The organism is Pseudomonas morbosilactucae, assembly GCF_023241715.1.
GTDB classification, from domain to species: Bacteria; Pseudomonadota; Gammaproteobacteria; order Pseudomonadales; family Pseudomonadaceae; genus Aquipseudomonas; species Aquipseudomonas morbosilactucae.
Window position 1 is genome coordinate 59356 of the sequence record NZ_JALQCW010000014.1, and the last position, 24955, is coordinate 84310.

Genomic DNA, 24955 nt, shown 5'->3' on the forward strand with positions numbered 1-24955 from the left:
CGGCTTGCGCCTCAGCGTTTTCCGGCTTCCTGGCCCGAGGCCCGGGCCAGGTTTGCAGTGCGCTCCAGGGCGTCGGCAAACCCCTGTTTCTGCTCGGGCTCCAACTGGGAAAGAAACAGCTCGTCGACGGTGCTTTCGTAGATTTTCCACATCTTCTTGCGCAGGTTGCGCCCCGCTTCAGTGATGCTGACAAAGGCCGCACGACCATCGCCGTCGCACCGCGAACGAGCGACCAGGCCGTCCTTTTCCAGGCGGTCCACCAGGCGCGTCAGGTTGTAGCGTTCGATCGCCAACACATCGGCCAGTTCATGCATGCGCCGGGTGCCTTCGGGGCCGCTTTCCAAGCCCCACAAGGCGTCGTACCAGGCGTAGGCCGGCAACTCGGCAGCGGCCAGGCGGCGCTCGATTTCACGGATGACCGTCCTGTGAGCCCGGACAAAACGGAACCACACATCAGGCTCTTTTGAAGACATGCCACACCATCCGAGGGATTGAAGAAAGGTTGCAATAGTAGCGCATGGCGGGATAGATTCGGCCATGTAATTGCAATTGCAATTACTTTTATCCGTGCGCCACGCCCCTCGATCCCACAAGGATCCGCGCATTGGCAACCCGCTCAACCTGGAGCCCGGCATGACCCAGAACAACAGTGCAACCCTCGATCACGACCCACAGGAAACCCGCGAATGGCTCGACTCCATCGAGTCGGTGCTGAGCGCCGAAGGGCGCCCGCGGGCCCATTACCTGATCGACCAGTTGCTGGACTTCGACGTGGCCCGCCATGGTGACTTCCATGGCCGCGTGACCACGCCCTACATCAACAGCATTGCCCCCGAGCGCCAACTGCCCTACCCCGGCGACCTGGAACTGGAGCGCAAGCTCAACGCCTTTATCCGCTGGAACGCCATGGCCATGGTGCTGCGCGCCGGCAAGCATTCCGGGGTGGGCGGGCATATCGCGACCTACGCCTCGGCGGCGGTGCTCTACGACGTCGGCTTCGATCACTTTTTCCGCGGGCGTACCGAGCACTTCGACGGCGACATGGTGTACATCCAGGGCCACTCGTCACCAGGCATCTATGGCCGCGCCTACATGGAAGGCCGAATCAGCGCTGCGCAACTGGACAACTTCCGCCGCGAGGCCGATGGCCAGGGCATCTCTTCCTACCCGCACCCACGGCTGATGCCGGACTTCTGGCAGTTCCCTACGGTGTCCATGGGCCTGGGCCCGATCACTGCGGCGTATCAGGCGCGCTTTATGCGCTACCTGGAACTGCGCGGCCTGAAACAGCACCAGGGGCGCAAGGTCTGGGCCTTCCTCGGCGACGGCGAGATGGACCAGCCGGAATCCCTGGCCGCGATTTCCTTGGCCGGGCGCGAAAAGCTCGACAACCTGATTTTCGTGGTCAACTGCAACCTGCAACGCCTGGACGGCCCGGTGCGCGGTAACGCCAAGGTGATCCAGGAGTTTGAAAGCCTGTACCGCGCGGCCGGCTGGAAGGTGATCAAGGTGGTCTGGGGCAGCGGCTGGGACGCCCTGCTGGAAAAGGACCGCAGCGGCCTGCTGCGCCAGCGCATGATGGAGTGCGTAGACGGCGACTATCAGAACTACAAGTCCCAGAACGGCGCCTATGTGCGCGAACACTTCTTCGGTAAATACCCGGAGTTGCTGGAACTGGTGGCCGACCTCTCCGACGACGATATCTGGAAACTCTCCCGAGGCGGCCATGACCCACTCAAGGTCTACAACGCCTATGCCGCCGCCGTGGCCCATTCCGGCCAGCCGACAGTGATCCTGGCGAAAACCGTCAAGGGCTTCGGCATGGGCGAGGCCGGCGAAGGCCAGAACATCAATCACCAGTTGAAGAAAATGGGCGCCGACGCGGTGCGGGCCTTCCGCGATCGCTTCGACCTGCCGGTCAGCGACGAGCAACTGGCCGAACTGCCCTACCTGAAACCTGACCCGGACAGTGCCGAAGGGCGTTATTTCGCCAGTTGCCGGGGGCGCCTGGGCGGCCATGTACCGGCCCGCAGCAATGATTGCCAGGCCCTGGCGATTCCGCCGCTGGAGGCTTTTGCCAACCAGCTCAAGGACACCGGCGAGCGCGCGATTTCCACCACCATGGCCTTTGTGCGCATCCTCGGCACCCTGCTCAAGGACCCGCAGATCGGCAAACTGGTGGTGCCCATCGTGCCGGACGAATCGCGGACCTTCGGTATGGAAAGCCTGTTCCGCCAGATCGGCATCCACTCCGCCGTCGGCCAACTCTACACGCCGCAGGACGCCGGGCAACTGAGCTATTACAAGGAGAGCAAGGACGGCCAGATCATGCAGGAAGGGCTCAACGAGTCCGGGGCGATTTCCTCGTGGATTGCCGCCAGCACCGCGTACAGCAACCACGGGGTGATGACCCTGCCCTTCTACATCTTCTATTCGATGTTCGGTTTCCAGCGCGTCGGCGACCTGGCCTGGGCAGCCGGCGATGCTCGGGCCCGGGGCTTCCTGCTGGGCGCCACCGCAGGCCGCACCACCCTGATGGGTGAAGGCTTGCAACACGACGATGGCCACAGCCATGTGATGGCGTCCCTGGTGCCGTGCTGCGTGGCCTACGACCCGACCTTCGCCTACGAATTGGCGGTGATCATCCAGGAAGGCATGCGGCGCATGTACGTCGAGCAGGAAGACATCTACTACTACATCACCCTGCTCAACGAGAACTACCCGCACCCGGGGATGCCGGATGGTGCCGAGGACGGGATTCTCAAGGGGCTGTACCGCCTCCACGGCCACGACGCTCCCGGCCAGGACCAGCCGCGGGTGCAGTTGCTGGGCAGTGGTTCGATCCTGCGGGAAGTGATGGCGGCCGGGGAATTGCTGTTGGCCGATTTTGGCGTGTCGAGCGACGTCTGGAGTGCCACCAGCCTGACCGAACTGCGCCGTGCCGGGCAGGCCGCAGAACGCTGGAACCTGCTGCACCCGGAACAGCCACCGCGCTCAAGCCATGTGCAGGACTGCCTCAAGGACCAAGTGGGCCCGGTGGTGGTGGCCACGGACTACATGAAGATCTACGCCGACCAGATCCGCCCCTTCGTTGACGGGCGGCGATTCGTGGCCTTGGGCACCGATGGTTTCGGTCAGTCCGATACCCGGGAAACCCTGCGTCGTTTCTTCGAGGTGGATCGGCACTTTATCGTCCTGGCGGCCTTGAAGGCTCTGGCCGATGACGGTGAACTGCCTTACAGCCGAGTCGCGCAAGCCATCAGCCGCTATGGGATCGACATCAACAAAGTCGACCCTGTCACGGTCTGAGCCGAGGCGGACTAAGGCAGGGCCTTGATCGGCTCGGTGGGCGGCGGCAAGGAGCTGGGAGGCGGCGGCGTGATGCTTTCCGTGGCCGGCTCCGGCTCGCTGGCAGGCTCTGCGACGCTGGTGGATTCCGGCACGATGGGCGCGGCCTCAACCGGTGGCGTCAGTGGTTGCGACACCGACTGAGGGGCTGCCGGCTCGGTGGCTGGGGCCTCGGCCGGGTGCACGGCAGCATCCGCCGGAGCCGGCGCCGTGACTGGCGCTGCGGCAGGAACGGGAAGCGCTTCGGCCGCCTTGGGCTCTGGCACGCCCAGGTCGGTCTTGGGCTTCTCGACGATGTGTGCGGCCTTCTTGGCTTCCTGAGGCAGGAACATCTCTACCAGGGCGAAGTAACGCTCATAGAACTTGGCCGACGACACGGTTTCGCTGGCCACCTTGACCATGGAGTCGTCGGTCGAGCCAATGGGCATCGACACCGAGCCCAGCACGCCGACGCCGAGGCTTGCGGAATTGTTGACCTTCTTCAGCGCGTAGCGGTCCTGCAGGGCGTTGGCAAACACCGTGGAACGCTGATCGCCGGTGCCGTCCTGGGCACACACCACGTTGAAGCTGATTTGCAGATGGGTTTCGCCGGTCTGCTGGAAGCTCTTGTTGCCGCTGATCAACTTCGGATCGCTGCTGGTGATGATGTAGCCCTGGCTGAGCAACGCACGTCGCGCTGCCTCGCAGGACGCGGTGTCACTCACCGGGTAGTTGCGCGAGAAGGTGCCGGAGTCGTCGAAGTTCTCATGCTCGTAAACAGCGGGTTTCTGTGACGAACAGCCGGCGGACGCCAACAGCAAAGCCACCGCCGTCACACGCAAGTGAAATGATCTAAACATCGAAAATCCTGAGAAAAACGGTCCGGGGCGTATTGTGCAACAGATCGACGCCCGACAGCGTGCGGATTAGTGTCTTAAAAACCATACAAGTCTACTGACCCTCGGTTGCCGGAAAAAGTCGCGCGCACAGGTGGTCGATAAATACCCGCAGCTTGGACGCGGCGTGTCGGCTCGACGGCCAAAGGATCCAGAAGTCGCCGCGATGTTCCAGGTAGTCGTCCAGTACACACTGCAAGGTCCCTGCCACCACCGCCGTGCGGACCATGAAATCCGGCAGGCAGGCAATCCCCAGGCCACTGCGCACGGCATGGTCCACGGCCTCGATGGAGGTGCTGGTGAAACGCGTCGGCAGCACCACCTCCCCGTCCTCGGGCCCACTGCGCAAGGGCCAGGGCTCGAGTTTGCCGGTGCTGTGAAACACGTGTCGCAAGCAGGCATGGGCCGCGAGGTCGGCCGGTGTTTCGGGAACACCCCGGGCCTGGAAGTAACCGGGAGTACCCACCAGCACCAGGCGGAATTGCCCCAGCTTGCGGGCAATCAGCCGAGAATCCTTGGGAGTGCCAGTACGGACCACCACGTCGAACCCCTCCTCAACCACGTCCACCAGGCGGTCGGTCAGGTCGATGTCCAGTTCGATCTGGGGATACAAGGCCATGAACTCCGCCAGCACCGGCATAACCAGCCCATGGACTTGGGGCAGGCTGACCCGGAGCTTGCCCTGGGCTTTTTTGGACAGGTTGCACAGGCCGAACTCTGCCGACTCGGCCTCGGCGACGATGCGCCGGCAGTGCTGAAGGAATCCGGCGCCCTCGGCGGTCAGGGCAATACTGCGGGTGCTGCGATGAAACAAACGGGTCTGCAAGCGCTCTTCCAAACGGGCGATGCTCTTGCCCACTGCCGACGAAGACACCCCCAGCACCCGCCCTGCCTCTGTGAAACTGCGCAGCTCCGCCACCTGCACAAACACCGAAATACTGCCCAGCCAATCCATTGAGTGCCTCATCGATTAAGGACGTGAGTGTCCGATAAGTTCGGAACCTTAGCCTATTTTTCGCCCATGAACAGCGCCCTACTCTCTGCGCCTGACGTTTCAACCTAGATCAGGACCTGCTCATGAACGCTCCCATTAATGCCCTCGACCAGCCGACGCTGGCCCACCAGCCTTGCGATCGATTACCCCTCAGCGGCCTGTTGGCGCTGGCCACCGCGGGCTTCATCACCTTGCTCACCGAAACCCTGCCAGCCGGCCTATTGCCGCAGATGAGTCGGGACCTGGGCGTCTCTGCCGGATTGATCGGCCAGTTGGTGACCTTCTATGCCCTCGGCTCACTGCTGGCGGCCATCCCTCTGGTGATCCTCACCCAAGGCTGGCGCCGCCGCCCGTTGTTGCTGATCGCCATCGGCGGCTTCGCAGTGGTTAACAGCATCACCGCCTTCTCCACCCACTATGGCCTGACCCTGGTGGCCCGCCTGTTTGCCGGGGTCTTCGCCGGGCTGCTCTGGGCCCTGCTCGCCGGCTACGCCAGCCGCATGGTCGTGCCCAAACTGCAAGGCCGCGCCATTGCCGTGGCCATGCTCGGCGCGCCCCTGGCGCTGTCCCTGGGAGTACCCGCCGGCACCTTGCTGGGCAATGCCGTGGGTTGGCGCATGAGCTTTGTGATCATGACTCTGCTGACCCTGGTGCTGATCGCCTGGGTCCGCTGGCAGGTCCCGGACTTCCCGGGCCTGGGCACGCAAAAACGCCTGCCGCTAAGACGTGTGCTGGCCTTGCCCGGCATCAAGCCAGTGCTGTTCGTGACCTTCGTGTATGTGTTGGGCCACAACATTCTCTACACCTACATCGTGCCCTTCCTCGAGCCGGCCGGGATCGCCGGGCAAATCGAGCAGGTGCTGCTGACCTTTGGCCTGGCAGCCTTGCTGAGCATCTGGGTGGTCGGCCTGTTGATCGATAGCTGGCTGCGTGAGCTGGTGCTGATCAGCTGCGGGCTGTTTATTACCGCCATGCTGGTGCTGGCGCTGTGGGGTAGCCAACCCTGGTTGATATACAGCGCAGTGGCGATCTGGGGCCTGTCGTTCGGTGGCATGGCCACCCTGCTGCAAACCGCCTTGGCGAAAAGCGCTGGCGCCTCCGCCGACGCGGCCCAGTCGATGCTGGTGACGGCCTGGAACCTGGCAATCGCCGGCGGTGGCGTGGCCGGGGCCGTCCTGTTGCAGGGGCCAGGCGTGCAGGTATTTGCCTGGGTGGTCGGCGCACTGTTGCTCGTGGCGTTGGGGGTGGCAATCAATGCACGGCGCCAAGGCTTCCCCACGCTGCGCTGATACCTGGGGAGGTATGTGGCCTTCGCCTCGCGCTACAAATTACCTTGATGCTTGCAGTTCAGGCGCGCAAAAAAAACCCCGGCCTTAAGGACGGGGTCTTTATTTGTCGCTTTAACGCGTCGGTGCAGCCATCAGTAGCGCTTGATCTCTGCCTGACTTTCCAGCTGCTTGCGGTAGGCCGCAAAGTCTTGCTGACCTACGCGGGACGCCAGGAAGCGACGGTACTGAGCCTTCTCTTCCTCGGTCGGCGCAGCGGCTTCGTTCACACCGTTGAGCTGCAGCAGCACGATATTACCGTTGGGCAAGGTCACGCTGGAGAAGCTCGGCTTGTCTTTCGACTCCGGCTTGCTCATGCGGAACAATGCTTGCAGCACCGTTGGCTCAAGGCCTTCCTGACCGCGGGTCACGGCTTCGGAGACTTTCCAGGCCTGGCCATCCACCGGCTTGTTTAGCGGTGCCTTGCCATCGCGCAGGCTGGCGATCAACTCATCAGCCTTGGTCTTGGCGGCAGCACTGGCGTGCTCCTTGGCCAATTGCGCGCGGATGCTGGTGGCTACGCCTTCCAGCGGCAGTTGCTCAGGCTTGCGATGCTCTTTGGCGCGCAGAACCACCACGGTTTCCGGGTCCAGCTCGATGGCGGTGCTGTTTGCACCCTCGTCGAGCACTTCAGGACTGAATGCCGCCTGGATGACCGCACGGTTGGCAGCAATGCCTTCCCCGCCTTCACGACCAAACGGTGCGGAGGTGTGGACGGTCAGCTTCAGCTCTTGCGCAGGCTGGGCCAGGTCGGAGGCTTCGAACGACGAGTCTTCCAATTGCTTGGTCGCCTCAACGAAACGCTGCTCGACTTGCTGGGTTTTCAGCTCGCGGGTCAGCTTGTCTTTCAGGCTGGCGAAGCTTGGCACTTCAGGAGCTTCGACGCCCAACAGCTTGATCAAGTGGAACCCGAAGTCGGTACGCACCGGAGCCGAAACCTGATCCTTGTTCAAGGCGTAGAGCGCCTTCTCGAAGATTGGATCATAGACGCCAGGGCCGGCATAACCGAGGTCACCGCCGTTGCTGGTCGAACCCGGGTCCTGAGAGAACTCCTTGGCCAGCGCATCGAAGCTTTCACCCTTGGCCAAACGCGCCTGGATGTCTTCGATCTTCGCCTTGGCTTGCGCCTCGTTCACCTTGTCGTTGACTTCGATCAGAATGTGCGCGGCACGACGCTGTTCGGACAGGTTGGCGATTTCTTTCTGATACAGAGCTTGCAGGTCCTCATCCTTGACGGTGACCTGGTCAAAGAAGGAAGCCTTCTTCAACTCGAGGTAATCGACAACCACTTGGTCCTGAGTCATGAACTCTTTGGCATGCTCATCGTAGTAAGCCTTGACTTCGTCGTCGGTCAGTTTGACCGCCGCAGGGTCAGCCTTGATGGTCAGCGCAGAGAAATCGCGAGTCTGTTTTTCCAGACGAGCGAAGGCCAGCACTTGGGCATCGGTCACGAAACCACTGCCTGCCAGGCCAGCACGAACCTGGCCAATCAGCATTTCCTGAGCCAGCATCTGGCGGAATTGCAGACGCCCGTAACCCAGTTGGCGGATCACTTGATCGAAGCGCTCAGGGCTGAACTTGCCGTCGACCTGAAACTCCGGCGTTTGCAGGATGACTTGGTCCAATGCCGCTTCAGAGAAAGCGAACTTGGATTCTTCGGCACCTTGCAGCAGCAGTTTGCGATCGATCAGGCCTTTGAGGGCCGCTTCACGCAGCATTTTCTCGTCAAGCAGCGAGGCATCGAAATCCTTGCCCAGTTGTTGCATCAACTGGCGACGTTGCATGTCGACGGCCTGGCTCAACTCGTTCTGAGTGATTTCCTGGCCATTGACCTTGGCGGCGTCCTGGCTGGAGGTGGTGGCTTGAAAAATGGCATCGAAACCGGTCAACGCCATCAACGCGACGATGACACCGATAATGGTTTTGGCAATCCAGCCTTGTGAATTGTCCCTGATATTCTGCAGCATGCGTCCCCCAGAAACGGTTGTACTTCAAGATTTAGGCAACCGTGGAGCGTGGGTAGAGTCCGGATAGAAGAAAGGCGCATCCGAGGATGCGCCTTCTCGTAACTGGCGGAGCGGACGTGGGTTGGACCCGCGACCCTCGGCGTGAGCCGGCATTCCAACCGGCAGAACTACCGCTCCGCTGCCAGATCAGGCATGACCCCGATCCGGATGGGCAAAGGCTTGAACGAAGCTTAGTTAACGGCTTCTTTCAGGGCTTTACCGGCTTTGAAACCTGGCTTTTTAGCAGCAGCGATTTGCAGCGTCTTACCGGTCTGTGGGTTACGACCAACGCGAGCTGGACGATCGGTTACGGAGAAAGTACCGAAACCAACCAGAACAACAGAGTCACCGGCCTTCAGAGCGCCAGTGACGGATTCGATTACCGCATCCAGCGCACGGCCAGCAGCAGCTTTCGGGATATCAGCAGATGCAGCGATAGCATCAATCAGTTCCGACTTGTTCACTCTAAGTCCCCTTATATATCTATTTGAGTATGATTCTAAGTTTTTTGGTGAAAGCAAAAACCAGTGCTGAATGGCCTACAGACACTTAAGAGCCGCTTTATAACAAGGGCTCTAAAAAGCTGTCAAGGAAGCTCCCCAGGCTTATGTGTACTAATGCGTGCTAATTCTTTCCTTAGAGTCAGACTCGCGCTTTTCGTCCTTAGCAACTATCTCGGGAGCCACATCCGGCAAGGGCTCCGGCGCGTATTGCAGCGCAATTTGCAGGACCTCGTCAATCCATTTAACCGGTTTAATCTGCAGATCCTGCTTAATATTGTCCGGAATTTCTTTCAAATCGCGAACATTCTCTTCAGGAATGATAACGGTCTTGATTCCGCCCCGATGAGCTGCGAGCAGCTTCTCTTTCAGGCCACCGATAGCCAATACCTGACCACGCAAAGTGATCTCACCGGTCATCGCAACATCAGCCCGAACCGGAATTCCAGTCAGCGCCGAAACCAGTGCCGTGCACATGCCTACACCTGCGCTAGGGCCGTCTTTCGGCGTCGCCCCTTCAGGCATGTGGATGTGGGTATCGCGCTTCTCGTGGAAGTCCAGGGGAATACCCAGGCTTTTCGCCCGGCTGCGCACCACGGTCAGCGCGGCGGTGATCGATTCGACCATCACATCGCCCAGGGAACCGGTCTTGATCAACTGGCCCTTGCCCGGTACCACTGCCGCTTCGATCGTCAGCAACTCGCCACCCACCTGAGTCCAGGCCAGGCCCGTCACTTGGCCGATCTGATCCTGCTGTTCAGCCAGGCCGTAGCGGAATTTGCGCACGCCCAGGAAATGCTCCAGCAGGTCGGACGTGACCTTCACCGAGAAGCGTTTTTCCAGCGCATGCTCTTTGACAGCCTTACGGCACACCTTGGCAATCTGCCGCTCAAGGCCACGCACACCGGCTTCGCGGGTGTAGTAGCGAATGATGTCACGGATCGCCTCAGCGTCGAATTCCAGCTCGCCCTTCTTCAGGCCATTGGCCTGGATTTGCTTGGGCGACAGGTACTTTTCAGCGATGTTGATCTTCTCGTCTTCGGTGTAGCCCGGCAGACGAATCACCTCCATCCGGTCCAGCAAAGCTGGCGGAATATTCATCGAGTTGGAGGTGCAAAGGAACATCACATCGGAAAGGTCGTAATCGACTTCCAGGTAGTGGTCGTTGAAGTTGTGGTTCTGTTCCGGATCAAGCACTTCAAGCAATGCCGAAGCCGGATCGCCACGCATATCGCTGCCCATCTTGTCGATTTCATCGAGCAAGAACAACGGGTTGCGAACACCCACTTTTGTCATCTTTTGAATCAATCTTCCTGGCATCGAACCGATGTAAGTACGGCGATGACCACGGATTTCAGCTTCGTCACGCACGCCACCCAGGGCCATGCGCACAAATTTACGGTTGGTGGCGTGGGCAATCGACTCCGCCAAGGAGGTTTTACCAACCCCTGGTGGGCCAACCAGGCACAACACAGGGCCGCGAATCTTCTTCACGCGCTTCTGTACAGCGAGGTACTCAAGGATCCGCTCTTTGACCTCTTCCAGGCCATAGTGATCAGCGTCGAGGATGTCCTCAGCGCGAGCCAAGTCCAGGCGTACCTTGCTCTGCGCCTTCCACGGCACCTGAACCAGCCAATCGATGTACGAGCGCACTACGGTGGCTTCAGCGGACATCGGCGACATCTGCTTCAACTTGTTCAGCTCTGCCTGAGCCTTGGTCAAGGCGTCCTTCGGCAGGCCGGCAGCATCAATGCGTTTTTTCAGTTCTTCGATTTCGTTGTGACCTTCGTCACCGTCACCCAGCTCTTTCTGAATGGCCTTCATTTGCTCATTCAGGTAGTACTCGCGCTGGCTACGCTCCATTTGTTTCTTGACGCGGCCACGAATACGTTTCTCAACTTGCAGCAGGTCGATCTCGGCATCCAGCAACGCCAGGACGTGCTCGACCCGGGCTGACAAATCGATGATCTCGAGGATTTCCTGCTTCTGTTCGATCTTCAACGCCATATGAGCAGCCATGGTGTCGACCAGGCGGCTGGGCTCATCAATGCTATTGAGGGACGACAGGACTTCAGCGGGGACTTTCTTGCCCAACTGGACATATTGCTCGAACTGAGACAGCAAGCTGCGGACAAACACTTCCGACTCGCGCTCAGGAGCATCGACTTCGTCGATCAGGGAAACTTCGGCACGGCAGTGGCCGTCCACTTCGCTGAAGCGCTCTACAGCGCCTCGCTGCTCGCCCTCGACCAGCACTTTGACAGTGCCATCAGGCAACTTGAGCAATTGCAAAACCGTAGCAACGGTACCTACGCGATAGAGTGCATCTTCACCGGGATCGTCATCAGCAGGGTTTTTCTGAGCCAACAGAAGAATCTGCTTGTCGCCCGTCATCGCTGCCTCAAGGGCTTCGATAGACTTCTCGCGCCCCACGAACAGCGGGATAACCATGTGCGGATAAACCACAACATCACGCAATGGCAGGAGAGGCAATTCGATGGTTGTCTTCATGATTTCGCCTCTACGGCGGCCATATGGCCGTAAACAGATGGAAGTAAGCTTGAAACCAAGATGGGGGCTGCCTGCAAAAAAAACAAGCTCAAAGACTGGAGTTTGAAGGCAGTAAAACAAAGGGGCCCGAAGGCCCCTTCTTTTAAAGCAATGTCGTGACGCTTACGCGTCCGGCGCTGCCTTGGCAGCCGGCTCACTGTTTTCATAGATATACAGTGGCTGGGACTTGCCTTCTATAACGCTTTCATCGATCACTACTTTACTCACCTCGGATTGCGAGGGGATTTCATACATAGTGTCGAGCAACACACCTTCGAGGATCGAACGCAATCCACGAGCACCGGTCTTGCGCTCAAGGGCACGCTTGGCCACGGACTTGAGTGCGTCGGTACGGAACTCGAGGTCCACGCCTTCCATCTCGAACAACTTGGCGTATTGCTTGGTCAGTGCGTTTTTCGGCTCGGTGAGGATCTGGATCAATGCCGCTTCATCCAGCTCGTCCAACGTTGCCAGTACCGGCAAACGACCGACGAACTCAGGGATCAAGCCGAACTTGACCAAGTCATCAGGTTCAACCTCACGCAGAGATTCGCCAACCTTCTTGCCCTCCTCCTTGCTGCGAACCTCGGCATTGAAGCCGATGCCGCCGCGAGTGGAGCGGTTCTGGATAACCTTTTCCAGACCGGAGAACGCACCACCACAGATAAACAGGATGTTGCGCGTGTCGACTTGCAGGAACTCTTGCTGCGGATGCTTGCGACCGCCTTGGGGCGGAACGGAAGCCACAGTACCTTCAATCAACTTCAGCAATGCTTGCTGAACGCCTTCACCAGAGACATCCCGGGTGATCGACGGATTGTCGGATTTACGCGAAATCTTGTCGATTTCATCGATATAGACGATACCCATTTGGGCCTTCTCTACATCGTAATCGCATTTCTGCAACAGCTTCTGAATGATGTTCTCGACGTCTTCACCCACATAACCCGCCTCGGTGAGGGTGGTTGCGTCAGCGATGGTGAAGGGAACATTCAGCAGGCGTGCCAGGGTCTCTGCCAGCAGAGTCTTACCCGAGCCTGTAGGGCCGATCAGCAAGATGTTGCTCTTGCCCAGCTCGACATCGTCGCTCTTTTTGTCACGCTGGTTGAGGCGCTTGTAGTGGTTATAGACCGCTACAGCCAAAACCTTTTTCGCACGCTCCTGACCAATCACGTACTGATCGAGGATGCCGCTGATTTCTTTAGGCGAAGGCAATTTGTGCGCGCTGCTTTCGGCCTGTGCTTCCTGCACCTCCTCGCGGATGATGTCATTGCACAGGTCGACGCACTCGTCGCAGATAAAGACCGAGGGGCCGGCAATCAATTTGCGCACTTCATGCTGGCTTTTGCCACAGAAGGAGCAATAAAGCAGCTTGCCGTTGTCCTCGCCGTTGCGGGTGTCAGTCATTCGTTCGATCCAAATCCGATAGGCTTGCAACACAAGATGAAGGCTATTGTGGGCTTTTTCAAGCCCACTGGTGATCGGACCAGCCGACCCGCCTTATTTTGAGCTGCTTATTTTAAGCTGGGCGCTGGGCGATCACTTCATCGATCAGCCCGTATGCACGCGCGGCTTCCGCACTCATGAAGTTGTCGCGATTGGTATCGCGCTCGATTTCTTCCAGAGTGTGCCCGCTGTGCTTGGCCATCAGCGTGTTGAGGCGTTCACGAATGAAGAGGATTTCCTTGGCATGGATTTCGATGTCCGACGCCTGGCCCTGGAAACCGCCCAGTGGCTGGTGAATCATCACACGCGAGTTCGGCAGGCAGAAACGCTTGCCCGGGGCACCAGCCGTCAGCAGGAACGCACCCATGCTGCATGCCTGACCAATACAGGTGGTCGACACGTTAGGCTTGATGAACTGCATGGTGTCGTAGATCGACATGCCCGCCGTGACCGAACCGCCCGGGGAGTTGATGTAGAGATGGATGTCCTTGTCCGGGTTTTCCGCTTCAAGGAACAGCAATTGCGCACAGATCAGGTTGGCCATGTAGTCCTCCACCGGCCCCACCAGAAAAATCACTCGCTCCTTGAGAAGGCGCGAGTAGATGTCATAGGCACGCTCGCCACGAGCGGATTGCTCGACAACCATCGGGACCAGGCCGCCGGCGGCTTGGATATCAGAGTGCTGCTGAATATAAGAATTACGGAACATGCTCTGCAGTCGCTCCCAAATAGTTATGTCTTGAATACACATAAGCCAGCTCGAGAGCTGCTTATGTGTGTACTTCTTAACGCAAAAACAATCAGTCGGCTTGTGGAGCTTCTACCGGCTTGACCGCTTCTTCGTAAGAGACCGATTTGTCGGTCACGCTAGCTTTCTGCAGAACAGTATCCACAACTTGTTCTTCCAGCACAACCGAACGGACTTCGTTCAGTTGCTGGTCGTTCTTGTAGTACCAAGACACGACCTGCTCTGGCTCCTGGTAGGCCGAAGCCATTTCCTGGATCAGCTCGCGAACGCGATCTTCGTCAGGCTTGAGGTCGAATTGCTTGACCACTTCAGCCACGATCAGGCCCAGCACGACACGGCGCTTGGCTTGCTCTTCGAACAGCTCGGCCGGCAGTTGATCAGGCTTGATGTTGCCACCGAACTGCTGAACCGCTTGAACGCGCAGGCGGTTGACTTCGTTGTCCAGCAGCGCCTTTGGCACTTCGATCGGGTTGGTGGCCAGCAGACCATCCATGACCTGATTCTTGACCTTGGACTTAATGGCTTGGCGCAGCTCACGCTCCATGTTCTTGCGAACTTCGGCGCGGAAACCGTCCAGGCCCGATTCCTTGATACCGAATTGAGCGAAGAATTCTTCGGTCAGTTCTGGCAGCTTAGGCTCGGAAACGCTGTTAACGGTCACGGTGAACTCGGCAGCCTTGTTGGCCAGGTCCAGGTTCTGATAGTTCTCAGGGAAGGTCAGGTTCAGAACGCGCTCTTCACCGGCTTTAGCGCCGACCAGACCGTCTTCAAAACCAGGGATCATGCGGCCGGAGCCCAGAACCAGCTGAGTACCTTTAGCCGAACCGCCAGCGAACTCTTCGCCGTCAACCTTGCCAACAAAATCAATGTTCAGTTGGTCGTCGTTTTGTGCAGCGCGATCAGCCGCTTCAAAACGTACGTTCTGCTTGCGCAGGATTTCCAGCATGTTGTCCAGGTCGGCATCCGCCACGTCAGCGCTCAGACGCTCAACAGCGATGGTGTCGAAACCGGCAACGGTGAACTCTGGGAACACTTCGAAAGTAGCAACGTATTCCAGATCCTTGCCTTTCTCCAGAACCTTAGGCTCAACCGAAGGAGCACCGGCCGGGTTCAGCTTCTGCTCAACAACGGCTTCATAGAAGGAAGCCTGGATCACGTCACCTACCGCTTCTTGGCGGGCATCAGCTTCATAACGCTGACGGATAACGCTCATTGGAACCTTGCCAGGACGGAAGCCTGCAATTTTGGCCTTTTGGGCAGTCTGCTGCAGACGCTTGTTGACCTGGCTCTCGATACGCTCGGCTGGCACGGTGATGCTCAGGCGGCGCTCAAGAACAGAAGTATTTTCAACAGAAACTTGCATGGATATTCCTCGTTGCACAGACGTTAGCCGGCCGTTTCCGACCCCAAGAATCAAGGGCAAGCATTCTAGTGGGTCAAACTCAAGAAGTCACCCTACTGGAAACGGGTAAAAAACAGCTGGTCAGTTATAAGGCGGGAACAATGGATGCGCCGCGCCCTGAGAGCAAATACAGCGTACCCAGCCGGGGCCTCTATACCGATGCTTCTATATATAGAAGGAGTCAGGCATAGAACTCCGGGCAACCGGATCAACCATCGATCCGACAGCTGAGCCGCAAACATCCAGCGACAAAAGGACGAAAAACTCGCCGCCTCACCACCCTGCTACTTACGGCCACACTGGAAATGCAGACTTTTGAAACGAAAACGGCGCAGCCCTTTTCAGGTGCTGCGCGTCATCTGCTATTAACTAGCTACTTAATTGGTGCGGACGAAGAGACTCGAACTCTTACACCTTGCGGCGCTGGAACCTAAATCCAGTGTGTCTACCAATTCCACCACGTCCGCGTATCAAGCCTTTTAAAGCAAAGGCGCCAGACTGTTAATCTGGCGCCTTTCGGAATATGGGGTGGACGATGGGGATCGAACCCACGACAACAGGAGTCACAATCCTGTGCTCTACCAACTGAGCTACGCCCACCATATTGCGTTGTTGCGTTACTTGTGCCAAAGCTGCCTAATGGCGCACCCGGCAGGACTCGAACCTGCGACCATCCGCTTAGAAGGCGGATGCTCTATCCAGCTGAGCTACGGGCGCCTTGTTAATCTGTATTCTTTAAGGATTACAAACTAAGTGCTTTCAGTCGTTACGAATTAAACATCAACTCTGACCGACCTTCTTAACCAGTGCTAGGCTGTGCCCGACAAGTGCGACGAATGTTATAGACGGTCCGTTAGGTCGTCAACTCTTTTTTCAAAAAAATTCATTTAATTAAAGGGGTTAGGGGAATTTACAGACCAAGCGCCTTTGCCCTCACGTCCTGACATGCGAGAATGCGTTCTCTTTTTCTCTCCCTCTCGATGGTTAATCACGCGTCATGACTGCACAACTAATCGACGGCAAAGCGATCGCCGCTAGCCTGCGCCAGCAGATCGCCAAACGTGTCGCCGAGCGTCGCCAGCAAGGCCTGCGTACGCCAGGCCTCGCGGTGATCCTGGTCGGCAGCGATCCAGCCTCTCAGGTTTATGTCTCGCACAAGCGTAAAGACTGCGAAGAGGTCGGCTTTCTTTCCCAAGCCTATGACCTGCCTTCCGACACCACCCAGGAAGCGTTGGCCACCCTGATCGACCGCCTCAATGATGACCCGAACATCGACGGCGTCCTTCTACAGTTGCCGCTGCCGGAGCACCTGGACGCCTCGAAGCTGCTGGAACGCATTCGGCCCGACAAAGACGTGGATGGTTTCCACCCTTATAACGTCGGCCGCCTGGCCCAACGCATCCCGCTGCTCCGCCCTTGCACTCCCAAGGGCATCATGACCTTGCTGGAAAGCACCGGTGCCGATCTTTACGGCATGGACGCCGTCGTCGTAGGCGCCTCCAACATTGTTGGCCGCCCGATGGCGATGGAGCTGCTCCTCGCGGGCTGCACCGTGACCGTGACCCACCGCTTCACCAAAGACCTGGCCGGGCATGTGGGCCGGGCTGATCTGGTGGTCGTGGCAGCTGGCAAGCCGGGCCTGGTAAAAGGCGAGTGGATCAAGGAAGGCGCCATCGTCATCGACGTCGGCATCAACCGCCAGGAAGACGGCAAGCTGGTAGGCGACGTGGTGTACGAGACCGCCCTGCCCCGCGCCGGCTGGATCACCCCCGTACCTGGCGGCGTTGGCCCGATGACTCGCGCCTGCTTGCTGGAAAATACCCTGTATGCGGCAGAGTCGCTGCACGGCTAAACCCGGCACAGCACCTTTGCCCCGACGAGAACCCCGCCAATGGCGGGGTTCTTTGTTTCAAGCCGCGCCCCAGGCGACGAACTGCGACCAAAGCCAGGAGGCACGAAAGGAAAACCGGCATGTTTCAGGTTTTTTTTGGGTATTCAACGGACCTCTGAAGAACAATCGACAGCTATCAACCATAATCATAAAATGTAACGTTTTTCTGAAAAAGCCCGTTGCCAAACGGCATATCCATACTTTATCGAGTCCGCCCGCGTGAAAATCCGTCTTTCCATCCTCAGCCTATTTTTTGCAATCACAGGCACTTTGATCACGCCCAACGTCGATGCGAGCGAAACCACTGCTGCCCCCCGCGACACCTCGCAACTGCACATTGCTTCGGGCAGCGCGCTGTTGCTGGACTTGCAGACCAACAAAGTCATCTATTCAAGCAATCCGGATGTGGTGGTGCCGATTGCCTCGGTCACCAAACTCATGACCGGGTTGATCGTGCTGGACGCCAAGCAGTCCATGGACGAATACATTTCAATCAACATCAGCGACACCCCGGAAATGAAAGGGGTGTTCTCCCGGGTCAAGCTCAATAGCGAGTTGAGCCGCCGCGACATGCTGCTGATCGCCCTGATGTCCTCGGAAAACCGCGCCGCCGCCAGCCTGGCCCACCATTACCCAGGCGGATACGCAGCCTTTATTGCCGCCATGAACGCCAAGGCCAAGGCCTTGGGCATGACCAACACCCGCTATGTGGAACCCACTGGCCTGTCGATCCACAACGTGTCCACCGCTCGCGACCTGAGCAAACTGCTGCTGGCGGCGCGCAAATACCCAATGCTGAGCGAGCTGAGCACCACCAAGGAAAAGACCGTGGCGTTCCGCAAACCCAATTACACCCTGGGTTTTCGCAACACCGACCATCTGGTTCATAAAGACAAATGGGACATCAAGCTGACCAAGACCGGCTTCACCAATCAGGCCGGCCACTGCCTGGTGCTGGTGACCAGCATGGCCAATCGCCCGGTGGCCCTGGTGATTCTCGATGCCTTCGGCAAATACACCCACTTCGCTGACGCCGGGCGCATTCGCAACTGGATGGAAACCGGTAAAAGCGGCTCGGTGCCGGACGTCGCGCTGCGCTACAAAGCGGAAAAGAACCTGAAGAACCGCCAAACCGGCGCGGCCCAGGCCTCGGACTAATCAAACAGGCCATAAAAAACGGCGCCCCTGGGCGCCGTTTTCTTTTCTCCGCCACTATCAGGGAGCAGGCAACGCCTGGGTCGCCCGATTCGCCGCCTGCTCTTGGCCGGCCTGGGCCAACTCATTGGCGGCCTTCAACCAACGCTGGCGATCGACATTGGCGGGCAACTGGTTCGGTGCCTGAATCAACACCGCCCAGCTATCGGCACTTTTCCAGGCCGACTCGAACGCCGAGAAGCTCATCAACAACCGACGATTCTGCCCTGCCCGCAACAGCACGGTCTGCTTGTCACGGTTATAGCCGGCCAGTATCGCGTAACGCGGTTCAGACCAGAACGCCGAACCTTCCGTGAAGCGCAGCAACACCGGATACCCGGCCGCAACCTGGGCCAGCAACGCCGGCAGGCGCTCATCCAGTGGATAGACCACCATCCCGTAATCCCGCGCCAGGCGTTGCATGTTCTGCTGCAACTGAGCCTCGGCACCGGGTAAATGCAAGGGTTTGTCCAGCAGCCCCGGGGTAATCACCACGCCCTGCTGAGACAGCATGCTGGCCAAGGCACCCGGTCCGCTTTGATAGATGTTGCCGCGAAAGAAGGGCACGCTGGTGAGTTCGACCCGCTCAGGCAAACGCTGAATCTCGGACGGCACTTTGCCTGCACATGCCGCCAGGCTCAGCACACAGGCGGCGCCCAACAATGCCCATCGAATTCGAGAAAATACCCGCACCATCATCACTCTCTTTGCTCAGACACCGGGCCACGATCTCCCGGCAAGGGCCCTGATAATAGGGCGTCTTGCACGGGGGTATAGCGTTAGGCCGCAGTAAATTGAAATGGATAGAGCGAAGTGTTCGAAGGGCTCGACCGCGAGTCAATCGCCTGAAACATACCAGCGACTAGACTGTCGATTGCAAAGAGCGTGTGCCCCGGACGGGGCCAGAAGGAGGCACGTATGAGCCTGATGACGACGATCTGCATGTTGGTAATTGGCTGGCTGGCCGTGGCCGCCGCGATGCTCTGGGGTGTGTTGCGCATCGCCCGCCGCCATCATCACCCACTGCCATCGACCACCGTGACACCGCGAGACAAAACCGCTGGCCGCCCGGCCACCGCGCACTGACCCAGTGTTATTCACCACTAAAAAAAACGCCATCTGACTCTTTCGAGTGCAGACGGCCGTTTGTCGTGAGCGCGACTTAAGCCTTGGCTTGAGTCTCCACCGCCTGACGCTTTTGGCGAACACGTCGCGCCAGGATGTTCAGGGTCTCGATCGCTGCCGAGAAAGCCATCGCCGCATACACGTAACCTTTCGGTACATGGGCACCAAAGCCTTCAGCGATCAGGGTCATACCGATCATGATCAGGAAGCCCAGGGCAAGCATCACCACAGTCGGGTTGTCGTTGATGAACTTGGCCAGGGGTTCAGCCGCCAGCAACATCACCAGCACCGACGCTACCACCGCGATGATCATGATTGGCAAGTGCTCGGTCATGCCCACTGCCGTGATGATGCTGTCGATGGAAAACACCATGTCCAGCATCAGGATCTGCACAATCGCCGCCGCAAAACCGATGCTCACACCGTTGCTCGCCGTGTCCTTTTCCTCGGGCTCTGGGGACATGCTGTGATGGATTTCGGTCGTCGCCTTCCACACCAGGAACAGGCCACCGGCAATCAGGATCATGTCTTTCCAGGAGAAGCTCTGGCCGAAGACGTCGATCACCGGCTCAGTCAACTGGACGATAAAGGCAATGGTGCTAAGCAATGCCAGACGCAGAATCAAGGCCATGCCGATACCGATCCGCCGCGCCTTGGCCCGGTGTTGCTCGGGCAGCTTGTTGGTAAGGATCGAAATAAAGATCAGGTTATCGATGCCAAGCACGATTTCCATCACCACCAGGGTGGCCAAGGCGACCCAGGCGGTGGGGCTGGCGGCGAGCTGTAAGAGGTATTCCATGGGTCAATCCTGAGTCTGTTTGAACGAAAGATTAGATTTCCTGGGACGCCGGCGCTTTTTTCTCGCCATCATCTGCCGGTTTTTCGGGCTTGCCAATCAAGTCTTCGGTGGCATCGGCGAGGGCCTGTTCAGCAGCCTTGTGCGTGTCGTCAATGGCCTGCTTGGCGGTCTCGGCAGCCTTGCCCATCAACTGCTGAGCGCTTTTCTCAGCCTGGTCACAGCCCGCCAGGGCCAGCAGGGACAGAGCCAGCAGCGATGCCGCGGCCATGGATTTGCGTGTCATGGTAGTACCCTCGATAGAACGCATGGGCCCAACCGGGGGCCCATCGATAGCGAGGCATTCTAAGGAGCGCGATACTTCAGGAAAATTCGTATTTTTAGCAGTTATACTTCGGTTTTTACGAAGTGATTAAGCCCCATGCTCAATTACCGCCAGTTGCATTATTTCTGGGTGGTGGCGAAGACCGGCAGCATCGTGCGCGCCTGCGAACAGCTGAACCTGACGCCCCAGACCATCAGCGGCCAGATCACCCTGCTGGAGCAGACCTACGGCATCGAATTGTTTCGTCGAGTGGGACGGCAACTGGAACTCAGCGAGTCTGGACGTCAGATCCTGCCCTATGCCGAGCAGATGTTTCAGCTGGGAGGCGAGTTGGAAGCCCTGCTTCGTGCCCAACCCAATGAACAGCAGATCCCGTTCCGGGTCGGGGTCGCCGACGTGGTGCCCAAGTCCATCGTCTACCGCCTGATCGCACCGACCATGGAATTGAGCGAACCGATCCGCATCACCTGCCGCGAAGACAAGCTCGAACGCCTGCTCGCCGACCTGGCCATCCAGCGCCTGGACCTGGTGATATCCGACAGCCCGATGCCGTCGCACCTGGACATCAAGGGCTACAGCCAGAAGCTCGGCGAATGCGGTATCAGCTTTTTCGCCACCCAGCGCCTGGCCGAACAATACGGCGCGGACTTCCCCAAGGGCCTGCACGGCGCGCCCATGCTGATTCCCGGGCAGGAAACCGTGGTCCGCAGCCGCCTGCTGCGCTGGTTCGCCGAACAGCAGATCCAGCCGCGGATCATCGGCGAGTTCGACGACAGCGCACTGATGCAGGCCTTTGGCCAATCCGGCAGCGGGATCTTTATCGCGCCCAGCGTGATCGCCGATGAAATCAAACGCCAATACGCCGTGGAGCTGATCGGCCAGACCGACGCCGTGGCCGAATCGTTTTATGCCATCTCGGTGGAGCGCAAGGTCAAGCACCCCGGCATCGTCGCCATCACCGAAGGCGCGCGCCGGGAGCTGTTCACGCCCCTCAACAGCTAGGGCCTCAAGCGCAGAGGGCGCGGGGCTTGGCGCCCATCAGGCCCCAGGCCAGGAGGATCGACAGCAGGATGAAACCCGCTGCGGCAAAACCCAGGCTGCCCAGCCCCAGGGTGTCGATGACCCGGCCGCCGACCATGGCCCCCAGGCCGATGCCCAGGTTGGCCCCGGCAATGTTCAGCGAGGCGGCAAAGGCCGGCGCCTCAGGCGCGGCCTTGATCAAACGCACATGGCTAACCAGAAACAGCGCCGCCTGGGTCACGCCCCAAATGCCCATGGCAGCGGCCAGGCCCAGAGTCGAATGAATGCTCGGCACCAGGGCCACCATGCCGCCGATCATCAAGGCACAGAAGCCCATCGACGCCAGCAGCGGGTGGCGATCCACCGCCCGACCGCCCAATGAATTGCCCAGCAGGCCTACCGCGCCAAAGCCCATCAGGCACCAGCCCACCAGCGTGCCGTCGAAACCGGCCAGGCGTTCGAGGATGTCCGCCAGGTAGGTGTAGACGGTGAACATGCCGCTGAACACTAGGATCGACAACAGCACATGCCCCTGCATCAACGGGCTGCGCAGGATCCGGAACTGCTGAAGCAGGCTGCTGTGCTGGTGATGCACCGGTGTACGCGGCAGGTAAACCCACAGCAGCAGCGCCTTGGCAAAAGCCACCACGGCCAGGATGCCGAAGGCACTACGCCAACCGAAGGCGTCGGAAATCAGCGTACCCACCGGAATGCCGAACACTGTGGCGCAGACAATGCCAAAACCGATCTTGGCAATTGCCCGCCCCGCGTAGTCAGGGCCGACGATGTCCACCGCCGTCTCGCTGGCCAGGGCCCAGAACACGGGCAGACCCAGGGCCGGAATCAACCGGGCCACGGCCATGACCCAGATATTCGGCGCCAACGCCGCCAGGGTATTGGCCAGGCCGAACATGATCAGCACGCAGATAAACAGCTGCTTGCGCGGGAAACGGGCGAAATAGGCCGTCAGGAACGGGCCGAACGCAGCCACGGTGAAGGCGAACAGGGTCACCAGCAAACCGGCCTGGGGCACGCTCACCGCCAAGTCTCGGGCAATCGCCGGCAGCAGGCCGACAATAATGAATTCCGTGGTCAGCACGGTAAAACCCGCGGCCGACAACAGCAGAATGGGCAACAGCATCAATAACTCCAGAAACGACGACATCAGCGACAGCCCGAGGGCTCGCTGATAGGGCAGGAAAAAAGGATGGGCAATCTTAACAGAGTGTGTCCGCCCAGGGACACGCCAAGACCGCCCAGGGCCGTCGGAAAGAGTGGCAGATCGTCACATCCGCAGGGGTTGGCCAAAGGCTGTGATAAAGTCCGCGGCCCGTAAAACGTCCAAAGGACGGTAGATCCTCACCCTCAATGGGCCTGGGGCTCCACGGTCACCCGTGTCATTGCAAAGGTCCGCGTCCGTTCAGCAGCTTGCCCCGTTTGTCGCTGCCCACGCGCATCACACCACTGCCAATTAAAAAAATCAGAGATACCGCTATGACTGCTTCGCCCCCTTCGCTCCTGCAAACACTCAAACGCACCAGCCTGGTCACGCAGATCGTCATCGGCCTGATCGCCGGCATCGCCCTGGCGCTGCTGGCCCCCGAGCTGGCCAAGTCCACCACCTTTATTGGCAAAGTGTTTGTCTCGGCGCTCAAGGCCGTCGCGCCGATCCTGGTGTTCGTGCTGGTCATGGCGTCCATCGCCAACCACAAGCACGGCCAGGAAACCCATATCCGCCCGATCCTGTTCCTCTACCTGCTGGGCACCTTTGCCGCGGCCGTGGTGGCAGTGATCGCCAGCAGCCTGTTCCCGTCCACCCTGGTGCTGTCGACCCAGGACATCAGCGTCAGCGCCCCCGGTGGTATCGCCGAGGTGCTGCAAAGCCTGCTGCTAAGCGTGGTGGAAAACCCCATCAGCGCCTTGATGAATGCCAATTTCATCGGCGTGCTGGCCTGGGCCATCGGCCTGGGCGTGGCCATTCGTCACGCCGGGGAAACCACCCGCACCGTGCTCGGCGACCTGTCCAACGGCGTGACCCTGATCGTTCGCGTGGTCATCCGCTTCGCCCCGCTGGGGATCTTCGGCCTGGTGGCTTCGACCCTTGCCACCTCCGGCTTTGACGCCCTGATCGGCTACCTGCACCTGCTGGCCGTGCTGATCGGCTGCATGCTGTTTGTGGCCCTGGTGATCAACCCGGCCATCGTGTTCTGGAAAATTCGCCGCAACCCCTTCCCCCTGGTACTGACCTGCCTGCGGGAAAGCGGCATCACCGCGTTCTTCACCCGCAGTTCGGCGGCCAACATTCCAGTCAACCTGGAACTGAGCAAGCGCCTGGGGCTGCATGAAGACACCTACTCGGTATCCATCCCTCTGGGCGCGACCATCAACATGGCCGGCGCGGCGATCACCATCACCGTGCTGACCCTGGCCGCCGTGCACACCCTGGGCATCGCCGTCGACCTGCCTACCGCAGTGCTGCTCAGCGTGGTCGCGGCCATCTGCGCCTGTGGTGCGTCGGGCGTGGCCGGCGGTTCGCTGCTGCTGATCCCCCTGGCATGCAGCCTGTTCGGCATCCCCAGCGAGATCGCCATGCAAGTAGTGGCCGTGGGCTTCATCATCGGCGTGCTGCAAGACTCGGCAGAAACCGCCCTCAACTCCTCCACTGACGTGCTGTTCACCGCCGCGGCCTGCCTGGCCCAGGATGAGCAAGGCCAGCAACCGGCCTGACCATCACCGCGCACAAAAAAGCCCGGCAAGGCTCGCACCTTGCCGGGCTTTTTATTGCCGGCTGCCAGCGCCACCGAACAGGGTGACGCATTGGCCCGGCGGTTTAGAACGCGCCCATGTAGTCGCGCTTGCCCACTTCCACACCGTTGTGGCGCAGCAGGGCGTAGGTGGTGGTGACGTGGAAGAAGAACTGCGGCAGGCCGTAGGTCAACAGGTAGCTCTGGCCAGTGAAGCGCTTCTCTTTAGGAGTGCCCGGACGGGTAACGATTTCGATGCCTTCCTTGCCATCGATCTGCTCCGGCTGGATGCCGTCGATAAAGGCCAGGACCTTGGCGATCAGCGCCTGCAAGTCAGCGAAGGTGGTTTCGCTGTCGTCGTATTTCGGCAACTCGACTTCAGCCAGGCGCGCCGACACGCCCTTGGCGAAGTCCACGGCGATCTGCACCTGGCGCACCAGCGGGAACATGTCCGGGAACAGGCGGGCCTGCAGCAAAGCGTTGGGGTCGATGCTCTTCGCCGTGGCGTGGGCTTCGGCCTTGTTCAGAACGTCGCTCAAGGCATTGAGCATTTGCTTGAAGACAGGAACGGAAGCGGCGTACAGGGAAATAGTCATGACAGTCTCGACATAGATGGCAGAAATACAGCGAGGGGCGATTATAGCCCCAGCCCGAGGCAGCGCGCGG

The 24955-nt window shown here is 59.4% G+C and carries 21 protein-coding genes and 4 tRNA genes; 7 read left to right on the plus strand and 18 right to left on the minus strand.

The genetic code is table 11. The features are described 5' to 3' along the window. Window positions 1-11: 11 nt before the first annotated feature. Window positions 12-473, minus strand: a complete 462-nt coding sequence (locus M1B34_RS08030; protein ID WP_268264820.1) for a MarR family winged helix-turn-helix transcriptional regulator — start codon at window positions 471-473, stop codon at window positions 12-14. A 160-nt stretch (window positions 474-633) separates the two neighbouring features. On the opposite strand from M1B34_RS08030, the gene aceE reads away from it, so the two are divergent. Beyond that, entirely contained in the window at window positions 634-3309 is a 2676-nt protein-coding gene (gene aceE, locus M1B34_RS08035) for a pyruvate dehydrogenase (acetyl-transferring), homodimeric type (RefSeq protein WP_268264821.1), read from the plus strand. Window positions 3310-3320: 11 nt separating this feature from the next. Here aceE and M1B34_RS08040 read toward each other — a convergent pair whose 3' ends face one another. Next, a complete protein-coding gene (locus M1B34_RS08040; protein ID WP_268264822.1) occupies window positions 3321-4187 on the minus strand; it encodes a DUF2242 domain-containing protein in 867 nt (288 codons plus the stop codon). A gap of 91 nt (window positions 4188-4278) precedes the next feature. After that, window positions 4279-5178 (minus strand): LysR family transcriptional regulator, encoded by a 900-nt coding sequence (locus tag M1B34_RS08045; protein ID WP_123335387.1) that lies wholly within the window; start codon window positions 5176-5178, stop codon window positions 4279-4281. Between the two features lie 122 nt (window positions 5179-5300). On the opposite strand from M1B34_RS08045, the gene M1B34_RS08050 reads away from it, so the two are divergent. After that, a complete protein-coding gene (locus M1B34_RS08050) occupies window positions 5301-6506 on the plus strand; it encodes an MFS transporter (RefSeq protein WP_268264823.1) in 1206 nt (401 codons plus the stop codon). Between the two features lie 131 nt (window positions 6507-6637). On the opposite strand, the gene M1B34_RS08055 is transcribed toward M1B34_RS08050, so the two are convergent. From M1B34_RS08055 to M1B34_RS08100, 10 genes are all read right to left on the minus strand, one after another. Beyond that, window positions 6638-8509, minus strand: coding sequence for a SurA N-terminal domain-containing protein (locus M1B34_RS08055; RefSeq protein WP_268264824.1), 1872 nt, complete (start codon window positions 8507-8509; stop codon window positions 6638-6640). 103 nt (window positions 8510-8612) lie between these two features. Further along, window positions 8613-8686, minus strand: a tRNA-OTHER gene (locus M1B34_RS08060). A gap of 53 nt (window positions 8687-8739) precedes the next feature. After that, window positions 8740-9069, minus strand: a complete 330-nt coding sequence (locus M1B34_RS08065) for an HU family DNA-binding protein (protein ID WP_221178443.1) — start codon at window positions 9067-9069, stop codon at window positions 8740-8742. A 93-nt stretch (window positions 9070-9162) separates the two neighbouring features. Further along, window positions 9163-11559, minus strand: a complete 2397-nt coding sequence (lon, locus tag M1B34_RS08070) for an endopeptidase La (RefSeq protein WP_123335381.1) — start codon at window positions 11557-11559, stop codon at window positions 9163-9165. Between the two features lie 162 nt (window positions 11560-11721). After that, window positions 11722-13005, minus strand: a complete 1284-nt coding sequence (gene clpX, locus M1B34_RS08075) for an ATP-dependent Clp protease ATP-binding subunit ClpX (protein WP_123335379.1) — start codon at window positions 13003-13005, stop codon at window positions 11722-11724. Between the two features lie 112 nt (window positions 13006-13117). After that, window positions 13118-13753, minus strand: a complete 636-nt coding sequence (clpP, locus tag M1B34_RS08080) for an ATP-dependent Clp endopeptidase proteolytic subunit ClpP (protein ID WP_123335377.1) — start codon at window positions 13751-13753, stop codon at window positions 13118-13120. A 91-nt stretch (window positions 13754-13844) separates the two neighbouring features. Further along, a complete protein-coding gene (gene tig, locus M1B34_RS08085) occupies window positions 13845-15155 on the minus strand; it encodes a trigger factor (protein ID WP_123335376.1) in 1311 nt (436 codons plus the stop codon). Window positions 15156-15576: 421 nt separating this feature from the next. Continuing rightward, a tRNA-Leu gene (locus tag M1B34_RS08090) sits at window positions 15577-15661 on the minus strand. Between the two features lie 57 nt (window positions 15662-15718). After that, window positions 15719-15794, minus strand: a tRNA-His gene (locus tag M1B34_RS08095). A gap of 40 nt (window positions 15795-15834) precedes the next feature. After that, window positions 15835-15911 (minus strand) — tRNA-Arg (locus M1B34_RS08100). A 280-nt stretch (window positions 15912-16191) separates the two neighbouring features. Here M1B34_RS08100 and folD point away from each other — a divergent pair. Both folD and pbpG read left to right on the plus strand, forming a co-directional pair. Beyond that, the gene (gene folD / locus M1B34_RS08105; RefSeq protein WP_123335374.1) at window positions 16192-17046 is read left to right on the plus strand and encodes a bifunctional methylenetetrahydrofolate dehydrogenase/methenyltetrahydrofolate cyclohydrolase FolD; all 855 of its coding nucleotides are present in this window, start codon (window positions 16192-16194) and stop codon (window positions 17044-17046) included. A 258-nt stretch (window positions 17047-17304) separates the two neighbouring features. Further along, window positions 17305-18243 (plus strand): D-alanyl-D-alanine endopeptidase, encoded by a 939-nt coding sequence (gene pbpG / locus M1B34_RS08110; RefSeq protein ID WP_123335372.1) that lies wholly within the window; start codon window positions 17305-17307, stop codon window positions 18241-18243. A 57-nt stretch (window positions 18244-18300) separates the two neighbouring features. Here the strand turns inward: pbpG and M1B34_RS08115 are convergent, their stop codons facing one another. Next, window positions 18301-18975: a PA2778 family cysteine peptidase gene (locus tag M1B34_RS08115; RefSeq protein ID WP_268264825.1), complete on the minus strand. Its 675-nt coding sequence runs from the start codon at window positions 18973-18975 to the stop codon at window positions 18301-18303. A 222-nt stretch (window positions 18976-19197) separates the two neighbouring features. Here M1B34_RS08115 and M1B34_RS08120 point away from each other — a divergent pair, with 222 nt between their 5' ends. After that, window positions 19198-19365 (plus strand): hypothetical protein, encoded by a 168-nt coding sequence (locus M1B34_RS08120; protein WP_185039361.1) that lies wholly within the window; start codon window positions 19198-19200, stop codon window positions 19363-19365. A gap of 76 nt (window positions 19366-19441) precedes the next feature. On the opposite strand, the gene M1B34_RS08125 is transcribed toward M1B34_RS08120, so the two are convergent. Both M1B34_RS08125 and M1B34_RS08130 read right to left on the minus strand, forming a co-directional pair. Beyond that, window positions 19442-20203: a TerC family protein gene (locus M1B34_RS08125; RefSeq protein WP_123335367.1), complete on the minus strand. Its 762-nt coding sequence runs from the start codon at window positions 20201-20203 to the stop codon at window positions 19442-19444. Between the two features lie 31 nt (window positions 20204-20234). Further along, window positions 20235-20486, minus strand: a complete 252-nt coding sequence (locus tag M1B34_RS08130; protein ID WP_123335365.1) for a hypothetical protein — start codon at window positions 20484-20486, stop codon at window positions 20235-20237. A gap of 135 nt (window positions 20487-20621) precedes the next feature. On the opposite strand from M1B34_RS08130, the gene nhaR reads away from it, so the two are divergent. Continuing rightward, a complete protein-coding gene (gene nhaR, locus M1B34_RS08135; RefSeq protein ID WP_123335363.1) occupies window positions 20622-21527 on the plus strand; it encodes a transcriptional activator NhaR in 906 nt (301 codons plus the stop codon). 4 nt (window positions 21528-21531) lie between these two features. Here nhaR and M1B34_RS08140 read toward each other — a convergent pair whose 3' ends face one another. After that, window positions 21532-22686: an MFS transporter gene (locus tag M1B34_RS08140; protein ID WP_123335362.1), complete on the minus strand. Its 1155-nt coding sequence runs from the start codon at window positions 22684-22686 to the stop codon at window positions 21532-21534. 353 nt (window positions 22687-23039) lie between these two features. Here M1B34_RS08140 and sstT point away from each other — a divergent pair, with 353 nt between their 5' ends. Then, window positions 23040-24272 (plus strand): serine/threonine transporter SstT, encoded by a 1233-nt coding sequence (gene sstT / locus M1B34_RS08145; protein ID WP_268264826.1) that lies wholly within the window; start codon window positions 23040-23042, stop codon window positions 24270-24272. Window positions 24273-24375: 103 nt separating this feature from the next. Here sstT and M1B34_RS08150 read toward each other — a convergent pair whose 3' ends face one another. After that, window positions 24376-24885, minus strand: coding sequence for a DUF1993 domain-containing protein (locus M1B34_RS08150; RefSeq protein ID WP_268264827.1), 510 nt, complete (start codon window positions 24883-24885; stop codon window positions 24376-24378). Between the last annotated feature and the right edge of the window lie 70 nt (window positions 24886-24955).